The organism is Stenotrophomonas sp. 93052_Sma, from assembly GCF_056481145.1.
The window spans coordinates 4,123,443-4,147,158 of record NZ_CM151134.1; the positions used below are offsets into that span (position 1 = coordinate 4,123,443).

A 23,716-nucleotide genomic window follows, 5' to 3' on the forward strand; every position below is an offset into this window, starting at 1 on the left:
GCGTAGACTGCCGCCATGTACTGGCTCAGCCGCCACCGGACGCTGTTGCTGACCATCGCGGTGATGGTCGGCGGCACCGTGCTGTGTGCGGTCGCCGCCGGCCACTACGCCTGGCGGCGCGCCCTCGGTGAGGAAAGCAGCCAGGTACAACGCCAGCTGCAGTTGTACGGCCAGGGCCTGCAGCAGCGCATCGACCGCTTCGGCACGCTGCCGCAGGTACTGGCACTGGATCCGGATCTTCTGCACGCCCTGCGTGTGCAGCCCTCGCCCACCGAACGGCAGCGGCTGAACCTCAAGCTGCAACGCGCCAATGAAGTCACCCGTGCCTCGACCCTGACCCTGGTCGGTCACGATGGCGTGGCGGTGGCGGCGAGCAACTGGGACCAGCCGACCACCAACGTCGGTGAGAACTACAGCTATCGTCCCTATTACCGCCAGGCGCTGGCCCAGGGCCGCGGCCGCTTCTACGGCATTGGCATGACCACCGGCGTGCCCGGCTACTACCTGTCGCAGGCCATCGAGGAAGACGGCAAGCGGCTCGGCGTGGTGGTGATCAAGGTCGAGCTGTCGGCACTGGAGCAGGAGTGGCTGAGCAGCCCTGACGTGGTGCTGGCCAGTGACGACCACGACGTGGTGTTCCTGGCCAACCGTGACAGCTGGCGCTACCGCCTGCTGCGACCGCTGGGCGCCGATGAGCGCCGCGAAATGCTGGACGCCCGCCAGTACGCCGATCGCACCCTGCAGCCACTGCGCGCACGTACCGAGGATGTACTGGCCGATGGCGGCCGCATGGTGCGCCTGCTGGATCCGGCATTGCCGCAGCCGATGCTGTGGCAGAGCCTTGCGCTGCCGGCCGAAGACTGGAACCTGCACCTGCTGCACGACGCCAGTGCCGCCACCGCCGCCGGCCGTGCGGCCGCGCTTACCGGAGGTGCCGCATGGCTGGCGCTGGGCTTCCTGGTGCTGTTCATACAGCAGCGCCGGCGTCTGGCCAAGCATCGCCTGCGCAGCCGCCGCGAGCTGGAAACCCTGCTCAAGCAGCATGCACAGGAACTGCGCACCGCACAGGATGGCCTGCTGCAGGCCGCCACGGATGCCGACAGCGGCCTCAGCCGCAGCCTTGAGCACCTGCCGCAGGGCGTGGTGGTGATCGACCGGGACCTGCGTCTGGTCGCATGGAATTCGCGCTACCTGGAGCTGTTCCGTTTCCCGCTGGACCTCGTGCGCGTGGGGCGGCCCATCGAGGAACTGTTCCGCTTCAACGCACGCCGTGGCCTGCTCGGTCCCGGCCCGGTCGACGAGGCCATCGAGCGTCGCCTCAACCACCTGCGCAGCGGCCGACCGCACATGCGCGAAAGTGAGAAGGACGACGGTACGGTGCTGGAAATCCGCGGCAACCCGCTGCCCGACGGCGGTTTCGTCACCAGCTACGCCGACATCACCAGCTACAAGAATGCTGCACGCGAACTGCGCTCGCTGGCCGATGCACTGGAACACCGCATCGCCGAACGTACCCACGACCTGGACGAAGCACGCCGCGAGGCCGAACAGGCCAACCGCTACAAGACCCGCTTCGTCGCCTCGGCCGTGCACGACTTGCTGCAACCGCTCAACGCAGCACGCATGTTCGTCTCGGTGCTGCGCGGCAAGCTGAGCGATCCGGCGCAGCAGCAGACCAGCGATCACATCGACGCTGCATTGGCCGCGCAGGATGCGATCCTCAACAGCCTGCTGGATATCGCGCGGCTGGAATCGGGCAGCCTGCCGACCCGTGTGCAGGCGTTCCGGCTCGGGCCGCTGCTGCAGACACTGGCGCGCGAATTCGGCATCGCCGCGCAGTCACGTGGCCTGGTGGTGGACTGGGTCGATACCGATGCGGTGGTGGTCAGCGATGAAGCGCTGCTGCGCCGCATCCTGCAGAATTTCCTGTCCAACGCACTGCGCTACAGCGAACGTGGCCGCGTGCTGCTCGGCTGCCGCCGCCGCGAGGGCCTGCTGTGGATCGAAGTGCACGACCAGGGCCCCGGCATCCCCGATGCGCTGCAGGGCGAGATCTTCGAGGAGTTCCGCCGCCTGCACGACGGCCAGCAGCGCGGTGCCGGCCTTGGCCTGGCCATCGTCGACCGCATCGGCCGCCTGCTCGGACATCCGATCCGGCTGCGCTCGCAGCTGGGCCAGGGCAGCGTGTTCGCCGTGGGCGTGCCGTTCGGCGACGCCAGCGCGATTCCCGCCACCGCGCCCGCGCCGGTGCTGGCGCAGGAACCGGCGGCGGACAACCCGCTGCGAGGGCGCCGGGTGTGGGTGATCGATGACGATCCGCACGTGTGCGCGGCCAGCCGCGCGCTGCTGGAGCGGTGGGGCTGCGAGGTGCTGCTGGCCGATGGCCCGCAGGCAGCGCTGCAGTTGGCCACGACGGCAACCGTGCCGGAGCTGGTGCTGCTGGATGTGCGCATGGGTGACCACCACGGCCCGGTGCTGTACGAGACATTGGCAGAGCTGTGGCGGGCCCGCCCGCCGGTGGTGCTGGTCACTGCCGAGCGCGATGCGGGATTGCGTGAGATGGCTGCCGAGCGTGGCTGGGGAATGATGGCCAAGCCGGTGAAGCCGCCGGCGCTGCGGGCGCTGATGAGTCAGTTGCTGGTGCGGCATCGCGGGTGATTCCAGCCAACGGCGCAGCCCCTCATGGGTGGTGCCTGATTGGTCGTGGAAAGCAGAAGCCGTGGGTGGGCCGGTCGGGTTGGGTTCGCGGGGGACGCCGTGAATCCGTCCCTGGAGGCTTGGCAGCCGCATCCATGCGGCTGACACCCCCGCGAACCCAACCCGACCGGCCTCTGACAGATTTCGGTGGCCTGCCACCCACGGAGAAGAAAAAGAAGAACAAAAGCCGGTCGCGCTGCGCTTGCTCGTGTAGAGCCGAGCCCATGCTCGGCATCGCGGGCTGACCGCAAAGCAGCCGAGCGTGGGCTCGGCTCTACAAAAGGCGGCCTGCCAGGCTGCCTTTGCTTTTGATGTTCTTTTCTCTTCCGTGGATGGATGCGCACGGAACCTGTCCGTGGCCGGGCAGGTGGGCTGCGCAGGGGCGTGAGCCGCATGGGCCCGAGGCATGCCTCGGGCGGGTTGGGCAGGACGCCCAACCCCGGTCTTGCCGTGTGCGCAGGACTGCGCACACGAGCAAGCGGCGACCGAGCTTACATGGACGTACTTGCAGCGGCCCCTGCGCAGTCCACCTGCCCGGCCTCACCCATGAACTGCTCTACGTGTCCACCCACGAGGGGCTGCGCCGTTGGCTGGAAACTACAACCCGATGCCCGCGTCGCCTTCCGGCTCCAGCGCCTTCACCAGCACTGCCGCCTGCGTTCGGCTATGGCATTCGAGCTTCTTCAGGATCGCGGTGACATGCACCTTCACCGTGTTCTCGGCCAATCCCAGCGTATACGCGATCTGCTTGTTGAGCAGGCCATCGGCCAGGCACAGCAGCACGCGGAACTGCTGCGGGGTCAGCTGGGCCAGGCGGCTGGCCAGCAGCGCATCGGCCTCCGAGCGCTCGGCGGCCATCGCCGGGAACCACAGTCCACCATCGAGCACCGCCTGCACGGCCTCGCCAATGGTCTCGGCCGGGGCCGACTTCGGAATGAAACCGGCAGCACCGAACTGCTGCGCGCGGCGGATCACACGGGGGTGGTCGTTGGACGAGAGGATCACCACCGGAATGTCCGGATGCGAGCCACGCACGTGCAGCAGCGCGGAAAAACCGTGTGCGCCAGGCATGGTCAGGTCGAGCAGCACCAGGTCCACGTCCGGGTGCGCGTCGAGGGCTTCGGCCAATGCCTCGGCGCTGGCGACCTCGCGCACCTGCGCCAGCGGCAGGCTCTGCCGCAATGACTGCACCACTGCCGAACGCAGCAGCGGGTGGTCATCGGCGATCAGGATGGTGTATTCGCTCATGCCGCCATTGTACGGGCAGGCCGTCGCCTCAGCGCCCTGCCGGCTCCACGCTGCTGCGCCAGGCATCGAGGAACTGGCGGCGCTTGAGTGCATCCAGGTACACCAGCAGGCCCGGGCCCAGCTGGATCGGACGACGGCTGCGGCCGGGTGCATCGTCGCCACGTGCGCTGCCGGTGACGATCGGCATCAGCCGTGCCTCGCGTGACAGCACCTGCTGGCCACGCGGCGACAACAGGTAGTCGAGGAAGCGCCGGGCTTCTTCCGGGTGTGGGCCGGTGCGTGGAATCACCGCGGTACGCAGTACCACCAGCGTGTAGTCCTCAGGCTCCACAATCGCCAGCGGAGCACCCGCGTCGATGCGCGCCTGCGCGTAAGAGCCGAGCACGTTGTAGACCAGCGACAGCTGTCCGCTGGCCACCTTGTCCAGCAGCACGCCGGTGCGCTCCTCGCGCACCACGTCGTTGTCGCCCAGCGCGCCCAGCAGCGCACCGGCGATGCTGCCACGCTGCGCATCCTGCGTTGACAGCAGGTAGCCGACGCTGCTGCGTTCGATGTCATAGGTGCCGACCCTGCCGCGCAGCGGTGCGCCTTCGGCGCGCAACCGGTCCAGCAGTTGCCGGCGCGTGTGCGGCACCCTCGCAGCCGTCAGCGCGCGGGTGTTGTAGACCATCACCACCGGCTCGTAGCTGATGCCGAATGCCTCGTTGCGCCACTGCGCCCAAGCCGGCAGCGCGGCGGTCTGCGCGGAGCGGTGCGGCAGTGCATGACCATCGTTGACCAGCTTGGTCTGCAGGTCCATGCCACTGGAGATCAGCAGGTCCGGCGATGCCGGTCCGCCGCGGTCGTGCAGGTACCGCGCGTACAGGTCCTGGGTGATGATGTCCTCGTACACCACTTCGGTGCCCGGGTGCAGCCGCTGGTAGTCGGCGATGACCACCGCGAACACTTCGATGTCGGTGGTGCCGTGGATGCGCAGCTGCGCCGTGGTCTTTGCCTGTGCGGGAAAACGGCGCACATCGCCGGGCGCGGCCAGCACCGGCAGGGCCAACAGCAGGGCAACGGCGGTGGCGAACAGGCGGATCATGAACTGCTCCGGGGCAGGCGGATGGTAGCGATCAAACCACCCTGCGGACGGTTGCTGAGATCGATGCGGCCGCCATGGCTGTCGACCACGCGCTTGACGATGGCCAGGCCCAGCCCGGCGCCGCCGGACGGCGCGCCCTCGCCACGGGCGAAGCGCTCGAACACGCGTTCGGCATCAGCGGCGGCAATGCCGGCACCGTGGTCGGCGATGGTCAGCACGGCCTGCCCGCCTTCCACGGTCAATGCGATCTGCAACGGACCGTCGCCGCCGTACTTGAGTGCATTGTCGACCAGGTTCTTGATCGCCTCGCGCAGCAGCAGCGCATCGCCATGCACCTGTACCGGCTCGGCGGTCATCGCCAGTTGCACGCGCGGTGCCGGGCCGGCCTGCGGCAGTGCTTCATGCAGGGCCTGGTGCACGGTCTCGGCCAGGTCCACCGCTGCAAAGCGCTGCAGATGCGAGCGATGGATCACGCTGGCATCGCTGAGCAGCTGGTTCAGCAACCGGCTCATGTGGGTGGCATTGCGTTCGATCGCCTGCAGGCTGCGCCGCATGTCCTCGGGGTCGTCGTCATCCAGCGCCAGCTGTGCCTGCGCGCGCAGGGCAGCCAACGGCGTACGCATCTGGTGCGCGGCCTCGGCCATGAACGCGCGCAAGGTCTCGTTGCTGCTGGACAGTCGTTCCATGAAGCGGTTCAACGCCGCCACCATCTGGTCCATCTCGCGCGGCACGCGCGCATCCAGCGGTTTCAGATCGGACGGCTCGCGGCGCGACAGCTCGCGTTCCACCCGCACCAATGGCCGGAATGCGCGATGCACGCCAAAGGCCACCAGCGCCAGCAGCAGGCCGGACAGCACACCGATCGCCAGCAGTGCGCGGTTGACCATGTCCTGCGCGACCGCTTCACGCGCACGCCGGGTCTGGCCGACCTGCACCTGTACTTCCCCCTGCGCCGAGGCGGCAGCAAAACTGCGGCCGACCACCACGAAGCGCACGGTCTCGCCGCTGTAGGCGGCATCGAACAACTGCGGTTGCGTGCCGGGCCGGCGCGGCGGCGCCGGCAGGTCGCCATAGCCGGTGATCAGGTTGCCACGGCTGTCGGCGACCCGATAGAACACGCGGTCTTCCGGGGCCATCGCCAGCAGGTCCAGCGCTGCATAAGGCAGATCCACCTGCCACTGGCCATCAACCAGCGCCACCGAATCGGCGATGGACAGCGCCGAAGAGACCAACAGGTAATCGTAGGAACGGTTGGCGGCGCGCTGGCCATAGCCGCGCGCGGCAAACAGCAGAGCCACCGCGAACACCGCCAGCAACGCGCCGAGGTAGAGCAGCAGCGTGCGCCGCAGCGAGCCCGGTGCGGCGTTCGCGGTACGCGCGTCAGCCATCGGCGTCGGTGCTGTCATCACTGGTTTCCAGCAGGTAGCCAACGCCGCGCACCGTGGTGATGCGCAGCGGTGCGCCTGCCAGCTTCTTTCTCAGGCGCCCCACATACAGCTCGATGGCATTCGGGCCGGCTTCATCGTCGAAGCCGAACAGGCCATTGCCTATCTCATCCTTGCCGACCACCTGGCCGAGGCGGCCGACCAGAATCTCCAGCAGCCGGTACTCGCGGTTCGGCAGTTCGATCGGTTCGCCGTCGAGGCTGACCCGGTGCGCGGCATTGTCGAACTGGAAGCCACCGATCTGCACCACTTCGCTGGCCTGGCCGCGCGCGTCGCAGCAGCACGCGGCAGCGCGCTTCGAACTCGCGGAAATCGAACGGCTTGCCCAGGTAATCGTCGGCGCCGACGTCCAGCGCCTGCACACGGTCTTCGATGCCATCACGCGCGGTCAGCATCAGCACCGGTGTGCTGTCACCGCGCTCGCGCATGCCGGCCAGCACGCGCAGGCCATCGAGCTTGGGCAGGCCGATATCCAGCACCACCAGGTCGAAGCTCTGGTAGCGCAGCACGCTGGCGGCCGCCAGGCCATCGGCCTGCCAGTCCACGGCGTGCCCACTGCGGCGCATGCGGCGGATGATCGCATCGGCCAGATCCGGGTTGTCTTCGACCAGCAGCAGGCGCATGGGCACGGGGGTGGGAGGGGAAACGAATGCTACCGCATGCCGCCGCCGCGCTTGCCGGGCGTGGCCCAGTGAGCGCAGTGGCCGGTTTTACGCTGCACCGCACAATCCGTTGACAGGACGATGACAGCTTGCCCGACCCAGACTGCGGCCGCGCACCGTCCGGTGCCCACGATTGCCGCGCCTGGCGCGCACCTGGGAGGGTTTGTGGAATTCACGTTTGCCTGGCGGCGCCCTGCCGCCATGATGGCGCTGGCTGCCCTGTCGGCGCCGGCCTTTGCCGCCGAAGACGATCGTCCGGTCACGGCCTCGCTCGGAGGCCGCCTGCACCTGGACTTCGCCACCTTCGACAACGACAACCGCGGTACGCCGAACAAGGATGACACCGAGATCCGCCGTGCCTGGGTCGATGTGTCCGGCAAGTTCTTCGTGGTCGACTACAAGCTGGAAGCCGATTTCTCCGGCGACCGCGTCGAGGCCAAGGACGTGTACCTGGCACGCAGCTTCGGCAAGGCCGGCAAGCTGACCGTGGGCCAGTTCAAGCAGTACTTCTCGCTGGATGACCGCACCAGTTCCAACTACGGCAGCTTCCTGGAGCGCGGCAACGCCGGTACTACGCTGGCGCCGCTGTACCGCCTGGGTGCGTCGTGGCAGGCCAACCCGGGGGACTTCACCTGGGCGGCCAGCCTCTACAGCCTGGAAAGCATCGACGCCTGGCAGGTGAAGGGCCGCGCCGCCGGTGGCCGCGTCACTTGGGCCCCCTCGCCCAGCGATGGCGACGTGCTGCACCTGGGCCTGTCGCTGGCCCGCGAGGCCTATGACAACCCGGGCGCCAACGGCGTGCCCGGCCTGCGCATCCGCCCGCGCCCGGCCGGCCACCTGTCCGACGAGAGCCGCCTGACCCTGGTCGACTTCTCCGCCGGCCGCGATACCGACGTCAACAAGTGGTCGCTGGAATACGCGCAGGTGCGCGGCCCGCTGTCGTGGCAGGGGGAATTCAGCGGTGCCACCTTCGATGACGGCGCGCAGCGCGGTGACGTGATGGCGGCCTACGGCATGCTCAGCTGGTTCGTCACCGGCGAAAGCCGCGCGTATGACCGCAAGACCGGTCGCTTCGCGCGGGTGAAGGACATCCGCCACAAGGCCGGTGCCTTCGAAGTGGCATTGCGCTACGACCAGATGTGGGGCGCGCAGCACCTCGACGGTGCACCCGACCTGCGCCGTGGCAGCACCGAAGCGTGGACGCTGGGCGGCAACTGGTACCTGCGCGACAACCTTCGCTTCATGCTCAACGTGATCGAAAGCCGCAACCGCGACCGCCTGGCCGGGGTCACGGTGGACCGCACGCGCGCCGTCACCGGCCGCCTGCAGTACGACTTCTAGGCCCGACATTCCGGGCATTCCGCCCGGGCCCCTTCCACTCCCCACGTCCTGTTTTCGCAAGGAGTCCGCAGATGATGCTGAGCATCCTCGGCTTTGGCATGGTCATTACGTTCATGTACTTGATCATGAGCAAGCGCCTGTCGCCGCTCGTCGCCCTGATCACCATCCCCATCCTGTTCGCGCTGATCGGTGGCTTCGGTGCCGGCATCGACGAGATGATGCTGGAGGGCATCAAGAAGATCGCCCCGACCGGCGTGATGCTGATGTTCGCCATCCTCTACTTCGGGGTGATGATCGACGCCGGCCTGTTCGATCCGCTGGTGCGGGTGATCCTGCGTTTCGTCAAGGGCGACCCGATGAAGATCGTGCTTGGCACTGCAGTGCTGGCGATGCTGATCTCGCTCGACGGCGATGGCTCGACCACCTACATGATCACCGTCTCGGCGATGCTGCCGCTGTACCAGCGGCTGGGCATGAACGCGCTGAACATGACGTGCGTGACCATCCTCGCCGGCGGCGTGATGAACCTGACCCCGTGGGGCGGCCCGACCGCACGCGCGGCCACCGCGCTGCACGTGGACCCGGCCGACGTGTTCGTGCCGCTGATCCCGTCGATGGTGATCGCCTGTGCCGGCGTGCTGCTGCTGGCCTGGTACCTGGGCCTGAAGGAACGCCGTCGCCTCGGCGTGGTCACCCTGCCCAAGGGCGGCAGCTGGATGGACAACAGCGTGTCCGATGACAGCAACCCGCTGCCGACCGTGGAAGACGCCGAAGACATCAAGCGCCCGAAGCTGCTGTGGGTGAACCTGGCCCTGACCGTGGCGCTGATGACCGCGCTGATCATCGGCGTGCTGCCGATGCCGGTGCTGTTCATGGTCGGCTTCGCCATCGCCCTGGTGATCAACTACCCGAACCTGGCCGAGCAGCGCCGTCGCGTGGTCAACCATGCCGGCAACGTGCTGTCGGTGGTGTCGCTGATCTTCGCCGCGGGCATCTTCACCGGCATCCTCAACAACACCGGCATGGTCGAAGCGATGTCACACAGCTTCCTGGCGGTGATTCCGGAATCGTGGGGCCCCTACCTGGCGGTGATCACCGCGGTGGCATCGATGCCGTTCACCTTCTTCATGTCCAACGACGCGTTCTACTTCGGCGTGCTGCCGATCCTGTCCGAGGCCGCTGGCAACTACGGCATCACCCCGGTGGAAATGGCACGCGCCTCGCTGGCCGGCCAGCCAGTGCACCTGCTCAGCCCGCTGGTGCCGTCCACCTACCTGCTGGTGGGCCTGGCCAAGGTCGAATTCGCCGACCACCAGAAGTTCACCCTGAAGTGGGCCATCGCCATCTCGATGCTGCTGATGATCGGCAGCCTGCTGTTCGGCCTGTATCCCCTCGCCGCCTGACCCTTTGCCAAGGAGCCTTCTGCAATGACGCTTCGAATCGCTTACGTCACCAGTGGAATGGGCAGTGTCGGCACTGCCATCTGCCAGAGCCTGGCCCGCAGCGGCCACACCGTGGTTGCCGGCTGCGCGCCGAACTCGCCGCGCAAGGCCAACTGGCTGCGCGAGCAGCGCGAACAGGGGGCTTCGACTTCATCGCCTCCGAAGGCAACGCGACGGACTGGGCCTCGACGAGCGCCGCGTTCGCCGAGGTCCGCGCCGAAGTCGGCGAGGTGGATGTACTGGTCAACAATTCCGGCGGCAGCCGCGACCTGCTGTTCCGGCAGATGACGGTGGAGGACTGGAACGCGGTGATCGCCTCCAACCTCAACGCGCTGTTCAACCTGACCAAGCAGGTGGTGGACGGCATGGCCACGCGAGGCTGGGGCCGCATCATCAACATCGGTTCGGTCAGTGCCCACAAGGGCCAGATCGGCCAGGTGAACTACGCCACCGCCAAGGCCGCGATGCATGGTTTCAGCCGTGCGCTGGCCGCCGAAGTGGCCTCACGCGGGGTCACCGTCAACACGCTGTCGCCGGGCTACATCGCCAGCCAGGCGATCAGCAGCTTCCCGCCGGACGTGCTGGACCGGCTGGCCGCCTCGGTACCAGTGCGCCGCCTGGGCCGCCCCGATGAAGTGGCCGGCCTGTGCGCGTGGCTGGCGTCGGATGAAGCCTCGTATGTGACCGGTGCCGACTATCCGGTCAACGGTGGTCTGTACATGGGCTAAGCCCTCCCCCACGGAGGCGCGGGGGCCGGATCACCTTCAGTTGTGAAGGTGATCCGGCCCCTTTTGTTTCTGCATTTCTGAGACGCACTTCCCGATACATCGGCAGAACCGGTGCTATACCTGCCAGCGCTCGCCGAGCCCGATGGATGAACGGCTGGAATCGCGGATCAAGGAGGTTGGCATGCGTGCATTGCTGATTGCGCTTCTCGTGGTCGCCACTACGCTGCTGGCGACACCGACCCGCGCGGAGCCCCCGCCCATGCGGGTGATCACGGGCCTGGGCTGCCCCGACTGGCTGATCCCAGGCGCGCCCACGCTCGACGCGCAGATCACCGGCCATCCGGAGTGGACCTTCGCCTGGGCTCCCGCGTCCTATACCAATCGCGATCCCATCCGGATCTACATCCAGTCCTTCGACTGCGATTCCTCCGACATTGCAGGCTATTACTTCCGGATCGCAGCCATTGCCCATGAAGTGGGACACGCACTGTATTTCGAAGGTATCGCCTTGAGCACCCGAGGTGCGTTCATCCAGCACTTCTGCACCATGGAGGGGAAAGCGGTACTCAACAACCTCACCGCGCGCAGTGAGCTTCTGGTGACCAGCCTGGGGTACTACGACATCGGCGTAGCTGCGTCCAACGGTCCTGGCCTCATCGCACAGGCCGATGCCGGCGGTGAAGACCTGGACCGGCAGGTAGGTAAGCTGTTCTGCGACAACAACGTAACTTCAACCACCGGCGAGAACTACAACGACTTCTACGGAAGAATCTACGATGAAGCGATCGCAGCCCGTCCCTGAACTTCTTCTGATCCTGAGCCTGTTGGTTGCCGGTTCTGCAACAGCAGCCACGTCCGCTGCCACTGCGGAAGAGGCGGATGCAACCTGGCGGCTCGTGGAGCGCTGGTCCTTGCAGCTGTCACGCTCTGACCTTGTCGCGCAGCTATCACCCCTGGCTCCGGCCGGCTCGCGTTCGGAGGCAAGAATGGGCCGGGGCGACAGCGCCACCATCGATCTGGCGCCATTCGCGGTCGCTGGGAGGATCAAGGGGCCCTCTGGCGAGATCTACACCGACGCGTCGGGGCGAATCATCAAAGGCATTACGCTGCGGCTGAGCGGCGCCTGCATCTCGCGAAAGCAGATGGGTCGTCGCTACCCCGACTTCAATGTCCTTTCCGTGCCGTCAGGGCATAGCCTGGACGAGTCGACGGTGTTCGGCACAGTAGTGAACGGCATCCAGATCGGGTTCTCATTCTCCGAACATGACCGTGACTGCATGGACCAGCTCAAATTGAGCTGGCCTGGGGAGCGCTTCTGATTCCCACCGGCCTACCACCATGACGAACATGTTGCAGGACACGCACCACTGCCCTGCATCGTTCGTTGGTTTTTCGTAAAGAAGGTTTCATGTTCCGTTCGCATAGTGGCCATGCACCGCGCACGCGTGCCGGTGACCACCCCCAATGCAACGGACCACCATGCAGACCCGACACCTGACGATCGCCGTGGCGATCGCCCTCTCCGCCGCCACCAGCGCCCATGCCGCCACCGCCGCCGATACCGGCGCCAGCACCGATGCCGCGCTGAGCGCGCAGACGCTGGATACCGTCTCCGTGATCGGCCAGGGCGAGACCCGCCAGGTGCAGCGCATCACCACAGTCGACAAGCAGGTGCTGCCGCCGGGCACCAGCGGCCAGAAGATCCTCGACCGGCTGCCGGGCGTGTCGGTGCAGTCCAACGATGCCTTCGGCGCCAACGAAGAATCGCAGACCATCAGCCTGCGCGGCTTCGACAAGAGCCGCCTGGGCTACACGCTGGACGGCATCCCGCTGGGCGACAACAGCTACGGCAACTACAACGGCCTGAGCATCGCCCGCGCGATCATCGCCGAAAACCTGGCCGGTGCCGAACTGTCGCAGGGCATCGGTTCGCTGGGCGTGGCCTCGACCAGCAACCTGGGCGGCACCATCCAGTACTTCTCGATGGACCCGTCCACCGAATTCGGCGGCCGCGCCAGCGTCACCGTTGGCGACAACAGCCAGCGCCGTGGCTACCTGCGCGTGGATACCGGCGACATCAACGGCTTCTCGGCCTACGTGTCCGGCGTGCACCAGGACCAGGACATGTGGGCTGCGCCGTACCAGAACCAGACCACCCGCCAGTTCAACGCCAAGGCGGTGTGGAACGTGGGCGACCATCGTTTCGGTGCGTTCGTGGCCACCTCGCGCGCCAGCCAGGCCAACTACGCCTACCTGTCCAAGGACATGCTGGCACGTGGCCTGGGCTATGACTGGAACATCTACGCGCCGGACTGGGATCGAGCCGTGGCTGCTGCGTACTGCGCGCCGGGCACTCTGGACCGCAGCAAGTGCGGGTTCAGCGGTGGCGTCACCAGCATCGACGATGCGTACTACCAGAGCCGTGCACTGCGTGACGACAACCTCTATTCGGTCGATGCTTACCTGCGCCTGGGTGAGCAGGGTCGCCTGAAGCTGCTGGCCTATCACCACGACAACCGTGGCCAGGGCCACTGGTGGGCACCGGGCCAGCCGTCCTACCCGGGCACCGACAAGATGCTGCCGATTTCGATCCGCAGCACCAACTACACGATCAACCGCGATGGCCTGACCGCCGCGCTGTCGTGGACGGTGGGCATCCACGAACTGGAAGCCGGTCTGTGGTACGAGCAGAACGACCATAACGTGTCGCGCAACTTCTACTACATCAGCGGCCCGTTCCTGGACGACCTGTACCTGAAGAACCCGGACCGCCTGCTGTTCAACCAGGACTTCGACATCCGCACGCGCCAGTTCTACGTGCAGGACCGCATGCGCTTCCTGGACCAGCGCCTGACCGTGGACGTGGGCATCAAGAGCCCGAACACCCGCATGCGCGCCACCGCCAACCCCGGCGTGGAAACCAGCATCGCCTCGGGCACGCTGACCGCCAAGGAATCGGTGCTGCCGCAGGTGGGCCTGGGCTTCAAGCTCAACGCCAACAACGAGCTGTTCGCCTCCTACGCCGAGAACATCGCCGCCTTCGTCGGCGGTGGCAGCGGCGGCCCGCTGCAGGTGTCGCCGGAATCGTTCGCGGCCAGTGCCGGGCTGGAGCCGGAGAAGTCCAAGAGCCTGGAAGCCGGCTTCCGTACCTTCGGCGAGAAGTACCAGGCGTCGATCGCGGGCTACAACGTGAAGTTCGACAACCGCCTGCTGTCGCTGAACCCGTGCTCGAGCATCGAAGTCGGCACGCGTCCGGAGTGCGTGACGCGCTTCATCAACGTCGGTTCGGTGAAGAGCTACGGTGCGGAACTGACCTTCATCCTCAAGCCGATCGACGGCCTGCAGTGGTACAACGCGCTGTCCTGGAACAAGACCACCTACGAGGACGACTACCTGTCCGGCGGCGCTGTGGTGCCGGTGGCTGGCAAGATCACGGTGGATACGCCGCAGCGCATGGCCTCCAGTGAAATCAGCTGGAACCGCGATGGCTTCTTCGCCAGCCTGCGTGCCAAGTACACCGGCAAGCGCTACTACACCTACACCAACGACCAGTCGGTGCCGGGCGTGACCACCTTCGACGCCGGTGCGGGCTACGATTTCGGCCCGGGCCTGGGCCTGCGCAATGTGCGGGTGTCGTTGAATGCGACCAACCTGACCAACAAGCGCTATGCCGGCCAGCTGAGTTCGTTCGCACCGACTGATCCGAAGGGCACGCGTTATGCGATCCATGCGAGCGCACCGCGGCAGTTGTTCATGACGGTGGCGGCGGAGTTCTAAGTCAGAAGCGGGCGCTGCGGCGCGTTGATTGTTCCTGCATGGCGTGGGTAGGCAGGCCCATGCAGGACACGCCGTAAACCCATCCATGGGGGCTCGATCGGCGCATCCATGCGCCTCACGGTCCTGCATGGGCCTGCCTACCCACGCTGGACAGTTCCCCGCGCCGGCGCGGAGGCAATGGAAAGCAAGAGCAAGAGCAAAGAGCCGGGCACTGCCCGGCTCTTTGCTTTTCAAGCGCAATCCCTTCGGCGCGGTGATGTGCTGCCGCCCGCGCGGGAAGCTGTCTGGCGGCGGTGGGGCACCCTGGCCAGGACCGTGAGGCGCATGGATGCGCCGATCGAGCCCCCATGGATGGGTTTACGGCGTGTCCTGGCCAGGGTGCCCCACCGCCGCCCAGCGACATCAATCGAGGCGCCAGCGCATCATCCCGCCAACGCATTTCATTCCGGCGCCAGCTGGTCCATCCGTATCCGGTTGGCGAACAGCGAGAACGCCAGCATGCCGGCCAGGCCGTTCGCCCGGCTCACCCAGTGCGGCAGCCAGCGCGGCGGCTTCAGCACCCCCGCATCGAACAACGGCGCGAACGCGATCGCATCGGTCAGGCTCATCTTGCCCGCGAACAACCAGCGGCAGACCTGCAGGCGGTCCTCGGCCAGCATGTGGCGGAAGAACGTGTGCACCGACACCAGGCCGCGCAGGTACACCGTGTCCTTGGTGAAGGCCAGGCCGCCACTGGGCGGCACGCCACGGAACACGCGCTGTGCCGAGGCGAAGCTCTCCTCCGCGTTCTGCCCGGCATCGCAGAAATAGCGGAACACTTCGATGAAATCAGCACCTTCGCGGGCCATCGCAATCGCTTCGGTACGCAGGCTGATGCGCTTGAGGCGCTCGATGTCGATGCTGCCGGTGATCTGCTCGGCGAAGGTGGCCAGCCCTTCCTGGGTTGCCGTCACCCGCGGCGAGGACAGTGCCAGGCTCGGCAGCACCGGCTGCTCGCGGCCGTTCAGGGCGGTCAGCGAATGCACCAGCGCTTCATGGTGGAACAGCTGCGCGCGGTCGTAGGCGCTGAAGCGTGCACTGGTGCGCAGGCGGATGCGGGTCGGGCCGGCGGCGGCCTTGGACACCAGCTCCGGGTCTAGCTGCACCTGGATGATGCGCGATTCGAAGAACGCGTCCAGATCGTTCTGCAGCTGCAGTTGCAGGGCAATAGCCGAGACCGGCACCTGTTCTTCCGGCGCCAGCAGTTCGTGGTCCAGTTCGGCGGCGATCTGGATGAAGTGGCGTGCAGCCTCACGCGTACTGGGGCCATTGCCCGGCAGCGGCTGCTCGGGGGCGCCGAACAGCTGCACAGAACAGGTATCGACTGCAGCGGTGCCCAGCCCTTCCAGCAGCTGTGCGGCCAGGTCCCAGCTCTGTGCCGACTGCCGCACGTAGTGGCCCAGCGGATGGCTGTCGTCACAGTCGGCGGCAATCGCGGCCAGCGCGCGGCGTTCTTCGCTGAAGTCCAGCTTCGGGTAATCCACCTTCGGCAGTACCGGCTGGCCACGTGCCACGCTGTCCAGGAACGGTGCCTGCACCGTTGCCGGCCAGCTGGTCAGGCCCAGCAGGCGGATGCCTCCCACGGCCTCGACCAGGCGCGCATCGAGCGCTGCATGGTGGGCCACGTCACGGTCCAGCGTCGCAGTCGGTTCCATGCGCGGACTATAGCGCCCTGCCCGCGCGTTGGTAGGTGCAATGGATCGGGTAGCTGCCAACCTTGGTTGGCATCCGCCGAAGGCGGGCTTCGGATACATCCGTGCCAACCAAGGTTGGCACCTACCAGGAGCGGGCAGAGGCGGGCTTCGGATACATCCGTGCCAACCAAGGTTGGCACCTACCAGGAGCGGGCAGAGGCGGGCTTCGGATACATCCGTGCCAACCAAGGTTGGCACCTACCAGGAGCGGGCAGTTGGCATCCACCCGAAGCAGGCAGAGGCGGGTTTCATTGCAGGGGTCAGAGCCCATTGCGGTGCAATGGGATCCGACCCCGCGATACCGATCAGCGCCTACGCGGCTTGCCAGACGGGCGGAACTGCTGGCCCTTGCCCTTCTTGCCGCCGCGTTCCTGCGCGGTTTCGGCCTGGCGCACCGCCAGCTTGGCGGCAGCGGCGGCCACTTCTTCCTTCAGCTTGAAGTAGTTCAGCAGCCGGCTCTCTTCGATCTCGCCGGCCTCGATCGCTGCACGCACGGCACAGCCCGGTTCCTGCTGGTGCTTGCAGTCGTTGAAACGGCACTGTGCGGCCAGCGCTTCAATGTCGGCGAAGCCACCTTCGGACAGCGTTTCTTCGCCGGTCGGCTTCAGCTCGCGCATGCCCGGGGTGTCGATCAGGCAGGCGCCGGTCGGCAGCGGCATCAGCGCGCGGTGCGTGGTGGTGTGGCGTCCGCGCGAATCGTTGGCGCGCACCGCGTTGGTCTTCATCCGCTGCTCGCCCAGCAGGGTGTTGGTCAGCGTGGACTTGCCGGCACCGGAGGAACCGACCAGCACCACCGTGCGGCCCGGGCCCAGCCACGGCTGCAGCACCGCCACGCTGTCGGCATCCAGGCCGTTGATCGCATGCAGCGCGATGCCCTGCATCTCCAGCTCTTCCAGCACCGCCAGTGCATCTTCGCTGTACTCGGTCTGGTCGGCCTTGGTCAGCACCACCACCGGTTCTGCACCGCCACCACCGACCAGCAGCAGGTAGCGTTCGATGCGGCGCGGATTGAAGTCGGCATCCAGGCCACAGACGATGAACACCGTATCGATGTTGGCCGCGATCACCTGCTGGTGGTAATGCTCGCCGGCCGCACCGCGCTTGATCGCGGTACGCCGTGGCAGCAGGGCGACGATGCGGATGCCATCGAGCAATACCCAGTCACCCACCGCTGGCCGTTCATGGCTGGGGAAGCGCGGGCGCTGCCATTCCGGCAGCGACTCGGCTTTGATCGACGCATCCGGGCCATCGGCCACCACGTAGTGGGTGCGGTGCTGTTCGATCACCCGTGCCGGGCGGGCCTGCGGATGTGCGGCCATCGCGGCCTGCCAGTCGGCCTGCTGCGCCGGGCCCGGCCAGGGCCAGCCAATGGTCTGCAGGGCGATGAAATCGGGGGTCTGGGTCATCGCCGCCATTCTACCTGTGCCGGCGCCCTGCCAGCCCAGCAATGACGGGCTCGGAGCCCTTGCCATGCATTGCAGCAATTCCGGTAGGATGGAAGCCCCATGCCTTTTGACGGCCCAGCCCCCATGTCCACCAACTCGCCCAAGCCCCTGGCCATCCGCGAGCGCCTTTCCGAAGTGCGCTACGAAATCCGCGGAGAACTGGCGCGGCGAGCCCGGGAGCTGGAGGCGCAGGGCCGCAAGCTGATCAAGCTCAACATCGGCAATCCCGGCGCCTTCGGTTTCCGCGCGCCGGAGCACCTTCAGCGTGCGATCGCCGACGACATGGGCCGCACCGACCCCTACACGCACCAGCAGGGCCTGCCGGTCGCGCGTGAAGCCATCGCCAGCTACTACGCCCGCCGTGGCGCGCCCGATGCGCACCCGGACCGCGTCTTCCTCGGCAATGGCGTCAGCGAACTGATCGACCTGTCGCTGCGTGCGCTGCTCAATCCCGGCGACGAAGTGCTGGTGCCCTCGCCCGACTACCCGCTGTGGTCGGCCTCGACCATCCTCAACGATGGCCGCCCTGTGTACTACCGCTGCGCACCGGAGAACGGCTTCCAGCCGGACCCGAGCGAGATCGAGACGCTGGTGTCCTCGCGCACCCGCGCCATCGTGCTGATCAACCCGAACAACCCCAGCGGCGCCAGCTACCCGCGCGAACTGCTGGAGCGCGTGGTGGAGATCGCGCGCCGCCACAACCTGTTGCTGCTGGTCGACGAGATCTACGACCAGATCCTGTACGACGACGCGGTGTTCCAGCCGGTCGCACCGCTGGCCGGTGATCATCCGTGCCTGACCTTCAGCGGCCTGAGCAAGGTGCACCGCGCCTGCGGCTGGCGCGTGGGCTGGGCCCACCTCAGCGGCGATGATGCCCGCCTGGGTGACTTCCGCGCGGCGCTGGACCTGCTCGGTGCGCTGCGCCTGTGCGCCAACGTGCCGGGCCAGTACGCCATCGAGGCCGCGGTGAACGGCCCGGACACCATTTCCGAGCTGTGCACGCCGGGCGGCCGCCTGTATGAAACCCGCCGTGCGGTGATCGAAGCCTGCGAAGCCAGCGAACACCTGTCGCTGGTCGCGCCGGCCGGTGCGCTGTACGCGTTCCCGGCCGTGGTCGGCGCTGCGGCGAAGGGCTTCGACGACCACAACTTCGCGCTGGACCTGATGAACAACGAGGGCGTGCTGGTGGTGCCGGGCTCGAGCTTCAACGTGCCCTACCGCCACCATTTCCGCGTGACCCTGATGCCGGAAGCCTCGGTGATGCGCGATGTATTCGCGCGCATTGACCGTGCCCTGGCCCGCCGTGCCGAGGACGCGACCAAGGTCGTGCCGCTGAAGCCGCGCCGTTCGGTGGCCTGAGCGTGGCGCTGTCCTACCTGGCGCTGGGCGATTCGTACACCATCGGTGAAGCGGTTGCAGTCGAAGGCCGCTGGCCGCACCAGCTGGCCGCCACGCTGCGTGCGCAGGGCATTGAGCTGTCCGATCCGCAGACCATTGCGACCACCGGCTGGACCACCGACGAACTCGATGCGGGCATCGATGCGGCCGCGCCGCAGGGGCCGTTCGATTTCGTCAGCTTGCTGATCGGCGTCAACAACCAGTACCGCGGGCGTCCGCTGGACGAATACCGCAGCCAGTTCCAGGCGCTGCTGCAGCGGGCCATCGGTTTCGCTGGCGGTGATGCCGGCCGCGTGCTGGTGCTGTCCTTCCCCGATTGGGGTGCGACCCCGTTCGGCGCCGGCAGTGGCCGCGACCTGGCCACGATCGAGATCGAGACCGACGAATTCAATGCGGCTGCCGAGGTGATCAGCGCCCAGCAGGGCGTGGCCTTCGTCGACATCACCGATATCAGCCGCGCGCAGGGCGAAGACCCGACGATGATTGCCGAGGACGGCCTGCATCCTTCAGCGCGGATGTATGCGCTGTGGAGCGCGCTCTGCCGGTGGCCGCGCATCTGCTTGGCGGCACGGACTGAGACGATGGACGGCACGCCACGGAACGGCCCGCCCCTGCCCTGCACGCCCCTGACCGCCCCGCAGGCCCGCTTGATCGCAGAAGCATTCCGGCCAGCGCAGGCCTGGGGCAGCCGCCGCGACTACTACTACACCCGCGGCAAGCTCGGCAGCGATCCGCTGTACGACGGCGTGCTGCAGCATCTGCCTGACGATGGGCAGCCGGTGCTGGACCTGGGCTGCGGGCTGGGCCTGTTCGCCCATGTGCTGCGCCAGCGCGGCGGTACCCAGCATTACCTGGGCGTGGACGTGGATGCCGGCAAGATCACCCGCGCGCAACGTGCTGCCGCCGACCTGCAGGACGTGCGCTTCGACTGCGTGGATGTGCAGGCGCCGCTGCCGGCGCACGCCGGGCACGTCCTGCTGCTGGACGTGCTTCAGTATCTGGACGCGGGCCCACAGCAGGCCCTGCTGCGCGCGGCCAGCGCGCAGGTGGCCCACGGCGGCTGCCTGTTGCTGCGTACACCGCTGGCCACCGGCGATGGCCGCGACCGCACCACGCGGGTGGCCGACCGGCTGGCCTGGCTGATCGGCTGGATGGGCACACGACCGCGCCACTATCCCGATCCGCAGGTGTTGCAGGCGACATTGATCGAGGCCGGATTGCAGGTGACGTCGCCCCGGCCGCTGCACGGGCGTACCCCGTTCAACAGCTGGCTGCTGGTGGCGCACCGCATCCGGTAGCGCGGGGCCATGCCCGGCGGATTCCATCCATGCCGCTGCGCTCGCCGGGCGTGGCCCGGCGCTACCGGTTATCCGGCCGGCAGCTGCGCCTTCAGCCCGCGCTCGTGCAGCGCCTGCAGCACGCGCTCGATGATCACCAGGTTGTGCCCATGGGCGGCACCTTCGTGCAGCAGCACGATGGCGCCCGGGCGCAGGTCGGGCAGCAGCCGATCGAGCACGCCCTGCGCCGTGCAGTCGATGCCGTCGAAGCCGCGCGCACTCCAGCCCACCCGGACCAGCCCCAACCGCTGCAGCACCGGCGCCACGAACGGATTGGTCATGCCCACCACCGAGCGGTACCAGCGCACCGGCTGGCCGCTTACCGCCTGCAGGGCATGCTGGCAGCCCTCGATCTCGGCGCGCATCGCCGCCGGGCCCAGCCTCCAGAAGCGCGCCTGCGGATGGCTGTGGCTGTGATTGCCGAGGTCATGGCCACGGCGCAGGATCTCCTGCACCAGTTCCGGCTGCGCCAGCGCTCGTTCCCCCACCAGGAAGAAGGTGGCGCGTGCCTGGTGGCGGTCCAGCAGGTCGAGCACGGCGCGGGTTTCCGGACCGGGGCCGTCATCGATGGTCAGCCATACCGTGTTGGCGGCCTCCGGCAGTCGGCTCAGCACCGGCGCATAGAAGCGGCTGTTGGGCAGGAACACCGGCACCATGAACAATGCGTGGCTGGCCACCATCAGCGGCAGCCCCCACTGCCAGCCGGCCAGGGCCCAGACCAGGATCACGGCCAGCTGCGACGCCACCAGCCAGGGCAGCCAGCGCCAGGGGCGGGCCGGGATGCGATGCAATGTTCCTGCGTTGCTCATCCCCCATGATGCCATGGGGGTTAGAATTGATGATTCGAATTCCCGGAAACCCGACGTCCATGTCCCTCGATCCCGCCCTGCGTTCGCGCATCGAATCCATCCTCAACGCCAACCGCGTCGTGCTGTTCATGAAGGGCCAGCCGTCGATGCCGCAGTGCGGTTTCTCGGCCAAGGCCGTGGGCGCCCTGCAGGACCTCGGCGTCGAGTTCGCCCACGTCAACGTGCTGGCCGACCAGGAAATCCGTGAAGGCATCAAGGCCTACGGCGACTGGCCGACCATCCCGCAGCTGTACATCGACGGCGAACTGGTCGGCGGCAGCGACATCGTGCTGCAGATGGCCGCCAGCGGCGAGCTGAGCAGCGTGCTGGGCCTGGCTGCGCCGGACCGTACCCCGCCGAGCATCACCGTCACTCCTGCCGCCGTGGAAATGCTCAAGGGCGCGCTGGCCGATGCTCCAGGCGCTGCCCTGCAGCTGTCCATCGACGCCGGTTTCCAGCCGAACTTCCAGCTGGCCCCGCACGACGAAGGCGCGATTGCCGCCGAGTCCAACGGCCTGCGCGTGCAGTTCGACCTGGCCAGCGCGCGTCGCGCCAACGGCATCACCATCGACTGGGTGGACGACATCCGCGGCAAGGGCCTGGCGATCGACAACCCGAACGCGCCCAAGCCGGTGCAGGAAATCAGCGTGCGCGACGCCGACGACCTGGTGCGTGCCGGCAACATCACCCTGGTGGACGTGCGCCCGGCCGACGAGCGCGCCATCGCAGCCGTCGGCGTACCGTTCAAGAGCTTCGACGGCAACGGCCGCGCCGCGCTGGAAGCCCTGCCGAAGGACACCGCACTGGCCTTCATGTGCCACCACGGTGGCCGCAGCGCGCAGGCCGCCGAGCAGTTCCGCGCCCTGGGCTTCACCAAGGTGTTCAACGTCACCGGCGGCATCAACGCCTGGTCGGAAGACGTGGACAACGGCGTGCCGAAGTACTGATCGGCACTGAAAAAGGGGACGGAGGGGATTAAGTCGTTTTTGCCATAAACGACTTAATTCCCTCCGTCCCCTTTTTCTTAGCCGGCGAACCCGCCTTCGGCCAGGTAATCCAGTTCTTCCGGCGTGGGGATGCGGCCCAGCACGGCGTTGCGATGCGGGAAGCGCCCGAAACGGCGGATGATGTCGCGGTGCAGTTCGGCGTACTGCAGGTACTCCTTGTCACCCAGCACGTCGAACATCGCCACCGAGCGGTCCTGGTCCAGCGGATCCTCGGAGTGCTCGAACGGCAGGTAGATGAAGGCGCGCAGCTTCGGCACCAGCTGCAGGTCCAGGCCTTCCTCGATGGCGCGCATGGCGTAGTGCCGGGCCAGGCCGTCGGTGGCATAGGAATGGGCGGTACCGCGGAAGCAGTTGCGCGGGAACTGGTCCAGCAGCAGCATCAGCGCCAGTGCGCCCTCGGCACTGCCCAGCCAGTGTTCGCGCGCGCGCGAAGCGGCCGCGAAATGCTCATCCAGGAACAACTGGCGGAACTGCGCGTCGAACGCATCGTCGCGGGCGAACCACTTCGCAGGGCCCGCCTCTTTCCAGAATTCCACCACTTGCGCGGCAACGTCCATCACCTACTCCCCAGGGCCGGCGCGCCGCGCCAGGCCATCATCATCATTCGTCGAAGCGCAGGTGGCGGACCGACTTGCCGTTGCGCCGGATAAGCTTAAGCGCCTCGATACCGATCTGGATATGGTTTTCCACGAACTGGGAGCTGACCTTGGCATCGGAGGCCTCGGTCTTGACCCCGTCGGGAATCATCGGCTGGTCCGACACCAGCAGCAGCGCACCGCTGGGGATGTGGTTGGCGAAGCCGGCGGCGAACACGGTGGCGGTTTCCATGTCGATGGCCATGCAGCGCATCGCCCGCAGCCGCTCCTTGAACGCCTCGTCGTGCTCCCAGACCCGGCGGTTGGTGGTGTAGACGGTACCGGTCCAGTAGTCGTGGCCGAGGTCGCGGATCATGGTCGAGACCGCACGCTGCAGCGCGAACGCAGGCAGCGCCGGCACTTCCGGCGGCAGGTAGTCGCCCGAGGTGCCCTCGCCGCGGATCGCCGCGATCGGCAACACCAGGTCACCCAGCTGGTTCTTGCGCTTCAGGCCACCGCACTTGCCCAGGAACAGCACCGCCTTGGGCATCACCGCCGACAGCAGGTCCATGATGATCGCGGCATTGGGGCTGCCCATGCCGAAGTTGATCATGGTGATGCCATCGATGGTGGCACTGGCCATCGGCCGGTCCAGGCCGATGACCGGCGCACCGGTCAGCTCGGAAAAGGTATGCAGGTAGCCGCCGAAGTTGGTCAGCAGGATGTGCTGGCCGAACTGGTCCAGAGGCACGCCGGTATACCGGGGCAGCCAGTTGTCGACGATTTCCTGCTTGCTTTTCATGGGCGGTCCGGTACGGCGGGGGACCGGGTATTTTCGGCCACCCGGCCGGTGCAGTCGAGCCGCCGTCGACCGTCCTGTGAAGAAGGTCACTTGGCAAGCCCGCCACCACCGGGCTAGCGTCGGCGGTTGGACCAGGTTGCAAGGGGA

Annotated in this window: 17 protein-coding genes and 3 pseudogenes; 11 read left to right on the plus strand and 9 right to left on the minus strand. The window is 67.2% G+C overall.

Annotation, left to right across the window (positions count from 1 at the left end; translation table 11 throughout):
* Positions 1 to 15: 15 nt before the first annotated feature.
* On the plus strand, positions 16 to 2,658 hold the full coding sequence (locus ACZK2V_RS19270) for a hybrid sensor histidine kinase/response regulator (RefSeq protein ID WP_486322686.1): 2,643 nt from the start codon (positions 16 to 18) through the stop codon (positions 2,656 to 2,658).
* 636 nt (positions 2,659 to 3,294) lie between these two features.
* Here ACZK2V_RS19270 and ACZK2V_RS19275 read toward each other — a convergent pair.
* The 4 genes and pseudogenes from ACZK2V_RS19275 to ACZK2V_RS19290 form a co-directional block, all read right to left on the minus strand.
* Positions 3,295 to 3,945 (minus strand): response regulator, encoded by a 651-nt coding sequence (locus ACZK2V_RS19275; protein ID WP_005414428.1) that lies wholly within the window; start codon positions 3,943 to 3,945, stop codon positions 3,295 to 3,297.
* A gap of 28 nt (positions 3,946 to 3,973) precedes the next feature.
* Complete coding sequence (locus ACZK2V_RS19280; RefSeq protein WP_182266673.1) at positions 3,974 to 5,029, minus strand: ABC transporter substrate-binding protein; 1,056 nt, start codon at positions 5,027 to 5,029, stop codon at positions 3,974 to 3,976.
* On the minus strand, positions 5,026 to 6,417 hold the full coding sequence (locus ACZK2V_RS19285) for a sensor histidine kinase N-terminal domain-containing protein (RefSeq protein WP_486323342.1): 1,392 nt from the start codon (positions 6,415 to 6,417) through the stop codon (positions 5,026 to 5,028). Before ACZK2V_RS19285 ends, ACZK2V_RS19280 begins: the two co-directional genes overlap by 4 nt.
* Positions 6,410 to 7,097: pseudogene (locus tag ACZK2V_RS19290) on the minus strand (response regulator). The gene ACZK2V_RS19285 and the pseudogene ACZK2V_RS19290 overlap by 8 nt, the downstream one beginning before the upstream one ends.
* A gap of 240 nt (positions 7,098 to 7,337) precedes the next feature.
* Here ACZK2V_RS19290 and ACZK2V_RS19295 point away from each other — a divergent pair.
* The 6 genes and pseudogenes from ACZK2V_RS19295 (at position 7,338) to ACZK2V_RS19320 (ending at position 14,424) form a co-directional block, all read left to right on the plus strand.
* Entirely contained in the window at positions 7,338 to 8,477 is a 1,140-nt protein-coding gene (locus ACZK2V_RS19295; RefSeq protein ID WP_486323343.1) for an OprO/OprP family phosphate-selective porin, read from the plus strand.
* Positions 8,478 to 8,551: 74 nt separating this feature from the next.
* Positions 8,552 to 9,880, plus strand: a complete 1,329-nt coding sequence (locus ACZK2V_RS19300) for a CitMHS family transporter (RefSeq protein ID WP_005419191.1) — start codon at positions 8,552 to 8,554, stop codon at positions 9,878 to 9,880.
* A gap of 24 nt (positions 9,881 to 9,904) precedes the next feature.
* Positions 9,905 to 10,647: pseudogene (phbB, locus tag ACZK2V_RS19305) on the plus strand (acetoacetyl-CoA reductase).
* 181 nt (positions 10,648 to 10,828) lie between these two features.
* Positions 10,829 to 11,449 carry a hypothetical protein gene (locus tag ACZK2V_RS19310; protein ID WP_065426815.1) on the plus strand — a complete coding sequence of 207 codons (621 nt, stop codon included), beginning with the start codon at positions 10,829 to 10,831 and terminating at the stop codon, positions 11,447 to 11,449.
* A complete protein-coding gene (locus ACZK2V_RS19315; RefSeq protein ID WP_486322687.1) occupies positions 11,424 to 11,966 on the plus strand; it encodes a hypothetical protein in 543 nt (180 codons plus the stop codon). The genes ACZK2V_RS19310 and ACZK2V_RS19315 overlap by 26 nt, the downstream gene beginning before the upstream one ends.
* Positions 11,967 to 12,126: 160 nt before the next feature.
* Entirely contained in the window at positions 12,127 to 14,424 is a 2,298-nt protein-coding gene (locus ACZK2V_RS19320) for a TonB-dependent receptor (protein WP_486322688.1), read from the plus strand.
* A gap of 440 nt (positions 14,425 to 14,864) precedes the next feature.
* Here ACZK2V_RS19320 and ACZK2V_RS19325 read toward each other — a convergent pair whose 3' ends face one another.
* Together ACZK2V_RS19325 and rsgA are read right to left on the minus strand one after the other, a co-directional pair.
* Positions 14,865 to 16,118 carry a flavohemoglobin expression-modulating QEGLA motif protein gene (locus tag ACZK2V_RS19325; protein WP_049463662.1) on the minus strand — a complete coding sequence of 418 codons (1,254 nt, stop codon included), beginning with the start codon at positions 16,116 to 16,118 and terminating at the stop codon, positions 14,865 to 14,867.
* Positions 16,119 to 16,462: 344 nt separating this feature from the next.
* Entirely contained in the window at positions 16,463 to 17,572 is a 1,110-nt protein-coding gene (gene rsgA, locus ACZK2V_RS19330) for a ribosome small subunit-dependent GTPase A (RefSeq protein WP_486323344.1), read from the minus strand.
* A 114-nt stretch (positions 17,573 to 17,686) separates the two neighbouring features.
* Here rsgA and ACZK2V_RS19335 point away from each other — a divergent pair, with 114 nt between their 5' ends.
* The 3 genes and pseudogenes from ACZK2V_RS19335 (at position 17,687) to ACZK2V_RS19345 (ending at position 20,298) form a co-directional block, all read left to right on the plus strand.
* The gene (locus ACZK2V_RS19335; RefSeq protein ID WP_032129867.1) at positions 17,687 to 18,961 is read left to right on the plus strand and encodes a pyridoxal phosphate-dependent aminotransferase; all 1,275 of its coding nucleotides are present in this window, start codon (positions 17,687 to 17,689) and stop codon (positions 18,959 to 18,961) included.
* A 2-nt stretch (positions 18,962 to 18,963) separates the two neighbouring features.
* Positions 18,964 to 19,577: pseudogene (locus ACZK2V_RS19340) on the plus strand (SGNH/GDSL hydrolase family protein).
* Positions 19,578 to 19,581: 4 nt separating this feature from the next.
* On the plus strand, positions 19,582 to 20,298 hold the full coding sequence (locus ACZK2V_RS19345) for a class I SAM-dependent methyltransferase (RefSeq protein WP_478057788.1): 717 nt from the start codon (positions 19,582 to 19,584) through the stop codon (positions 20,296 to 20,298).
* 68 nt (positions 20,299 to 20,366) lie between these two features.
* Here ACZK2V_RS19345 and ACZK2V_RS19350 read toward each other — a convergent pair whose 3' ends face one another.
* Positions 20,367 to 21,146, minus strand: a complete 780-nt coding sequence (locus ACZK2V_RS19350) for a polysaccharide deacetylase family protein (RefSeq protein ID WP_486322689.1) — start codon at positions 21,144 to 21,146, stop codon at positions 20,367 to 20,369.
* A 59-nt stretch (positions 21,147 to 21,205) separates the two neighbouring features.
* On the opposite strand from ACZK2V_RS19350, the gene grxD reads away from it, so the two are divergent.
* On the plus strand, positions 21,206 to 22,132 hold the full coding sequence (gene grxD, locus ACZK2V_RS19355) for a Grx4 family monothiol glutaredoxin (protein WP_049421809.1): 927 nt from the start codon (positions 21,206 to 21,208) through the stop codon (positions 22,130 to 22,132).
* A 77-nt stretch (positions 22,133 to 22,209) separates the two neighbouring features.
* On the opposite strand, the gene ACZK2V_RS19360 is transcribed toward grxD, so the two are convergent.
* Together ACZK2V_RS19360 and ACZK2V_RS19365 are read right to left on the minus strand one after the other, a co-directional pair.
* Positions 22,210 to 22,749, minus strand: coding sequence for a DUF924 family protein (locus ACZK2V_RS19360; RefSeq protein ID WP_049421811.1), 540 nt, complete (start codon positions 22,747 to 22,749; stop codon positions 22,210 to 22,212).
* Between the two features lie 43 nt (positions 22,750 to 22,792).
* The gene (locus ACZK2V_RS19365; protein ID WP_005414446.1) at positions 22,793 to 23,569 is read right to left on the minus strand and encodes an AMP nucleosidase; all 777 of its coding nucleotides are present in this window, start codon (positions 23,567 to 23,569) and stop codon (positions 22,793 to 22,795) included.
* Positions 23,570 to 23,716: the final 147 nt, after the last annotated feature.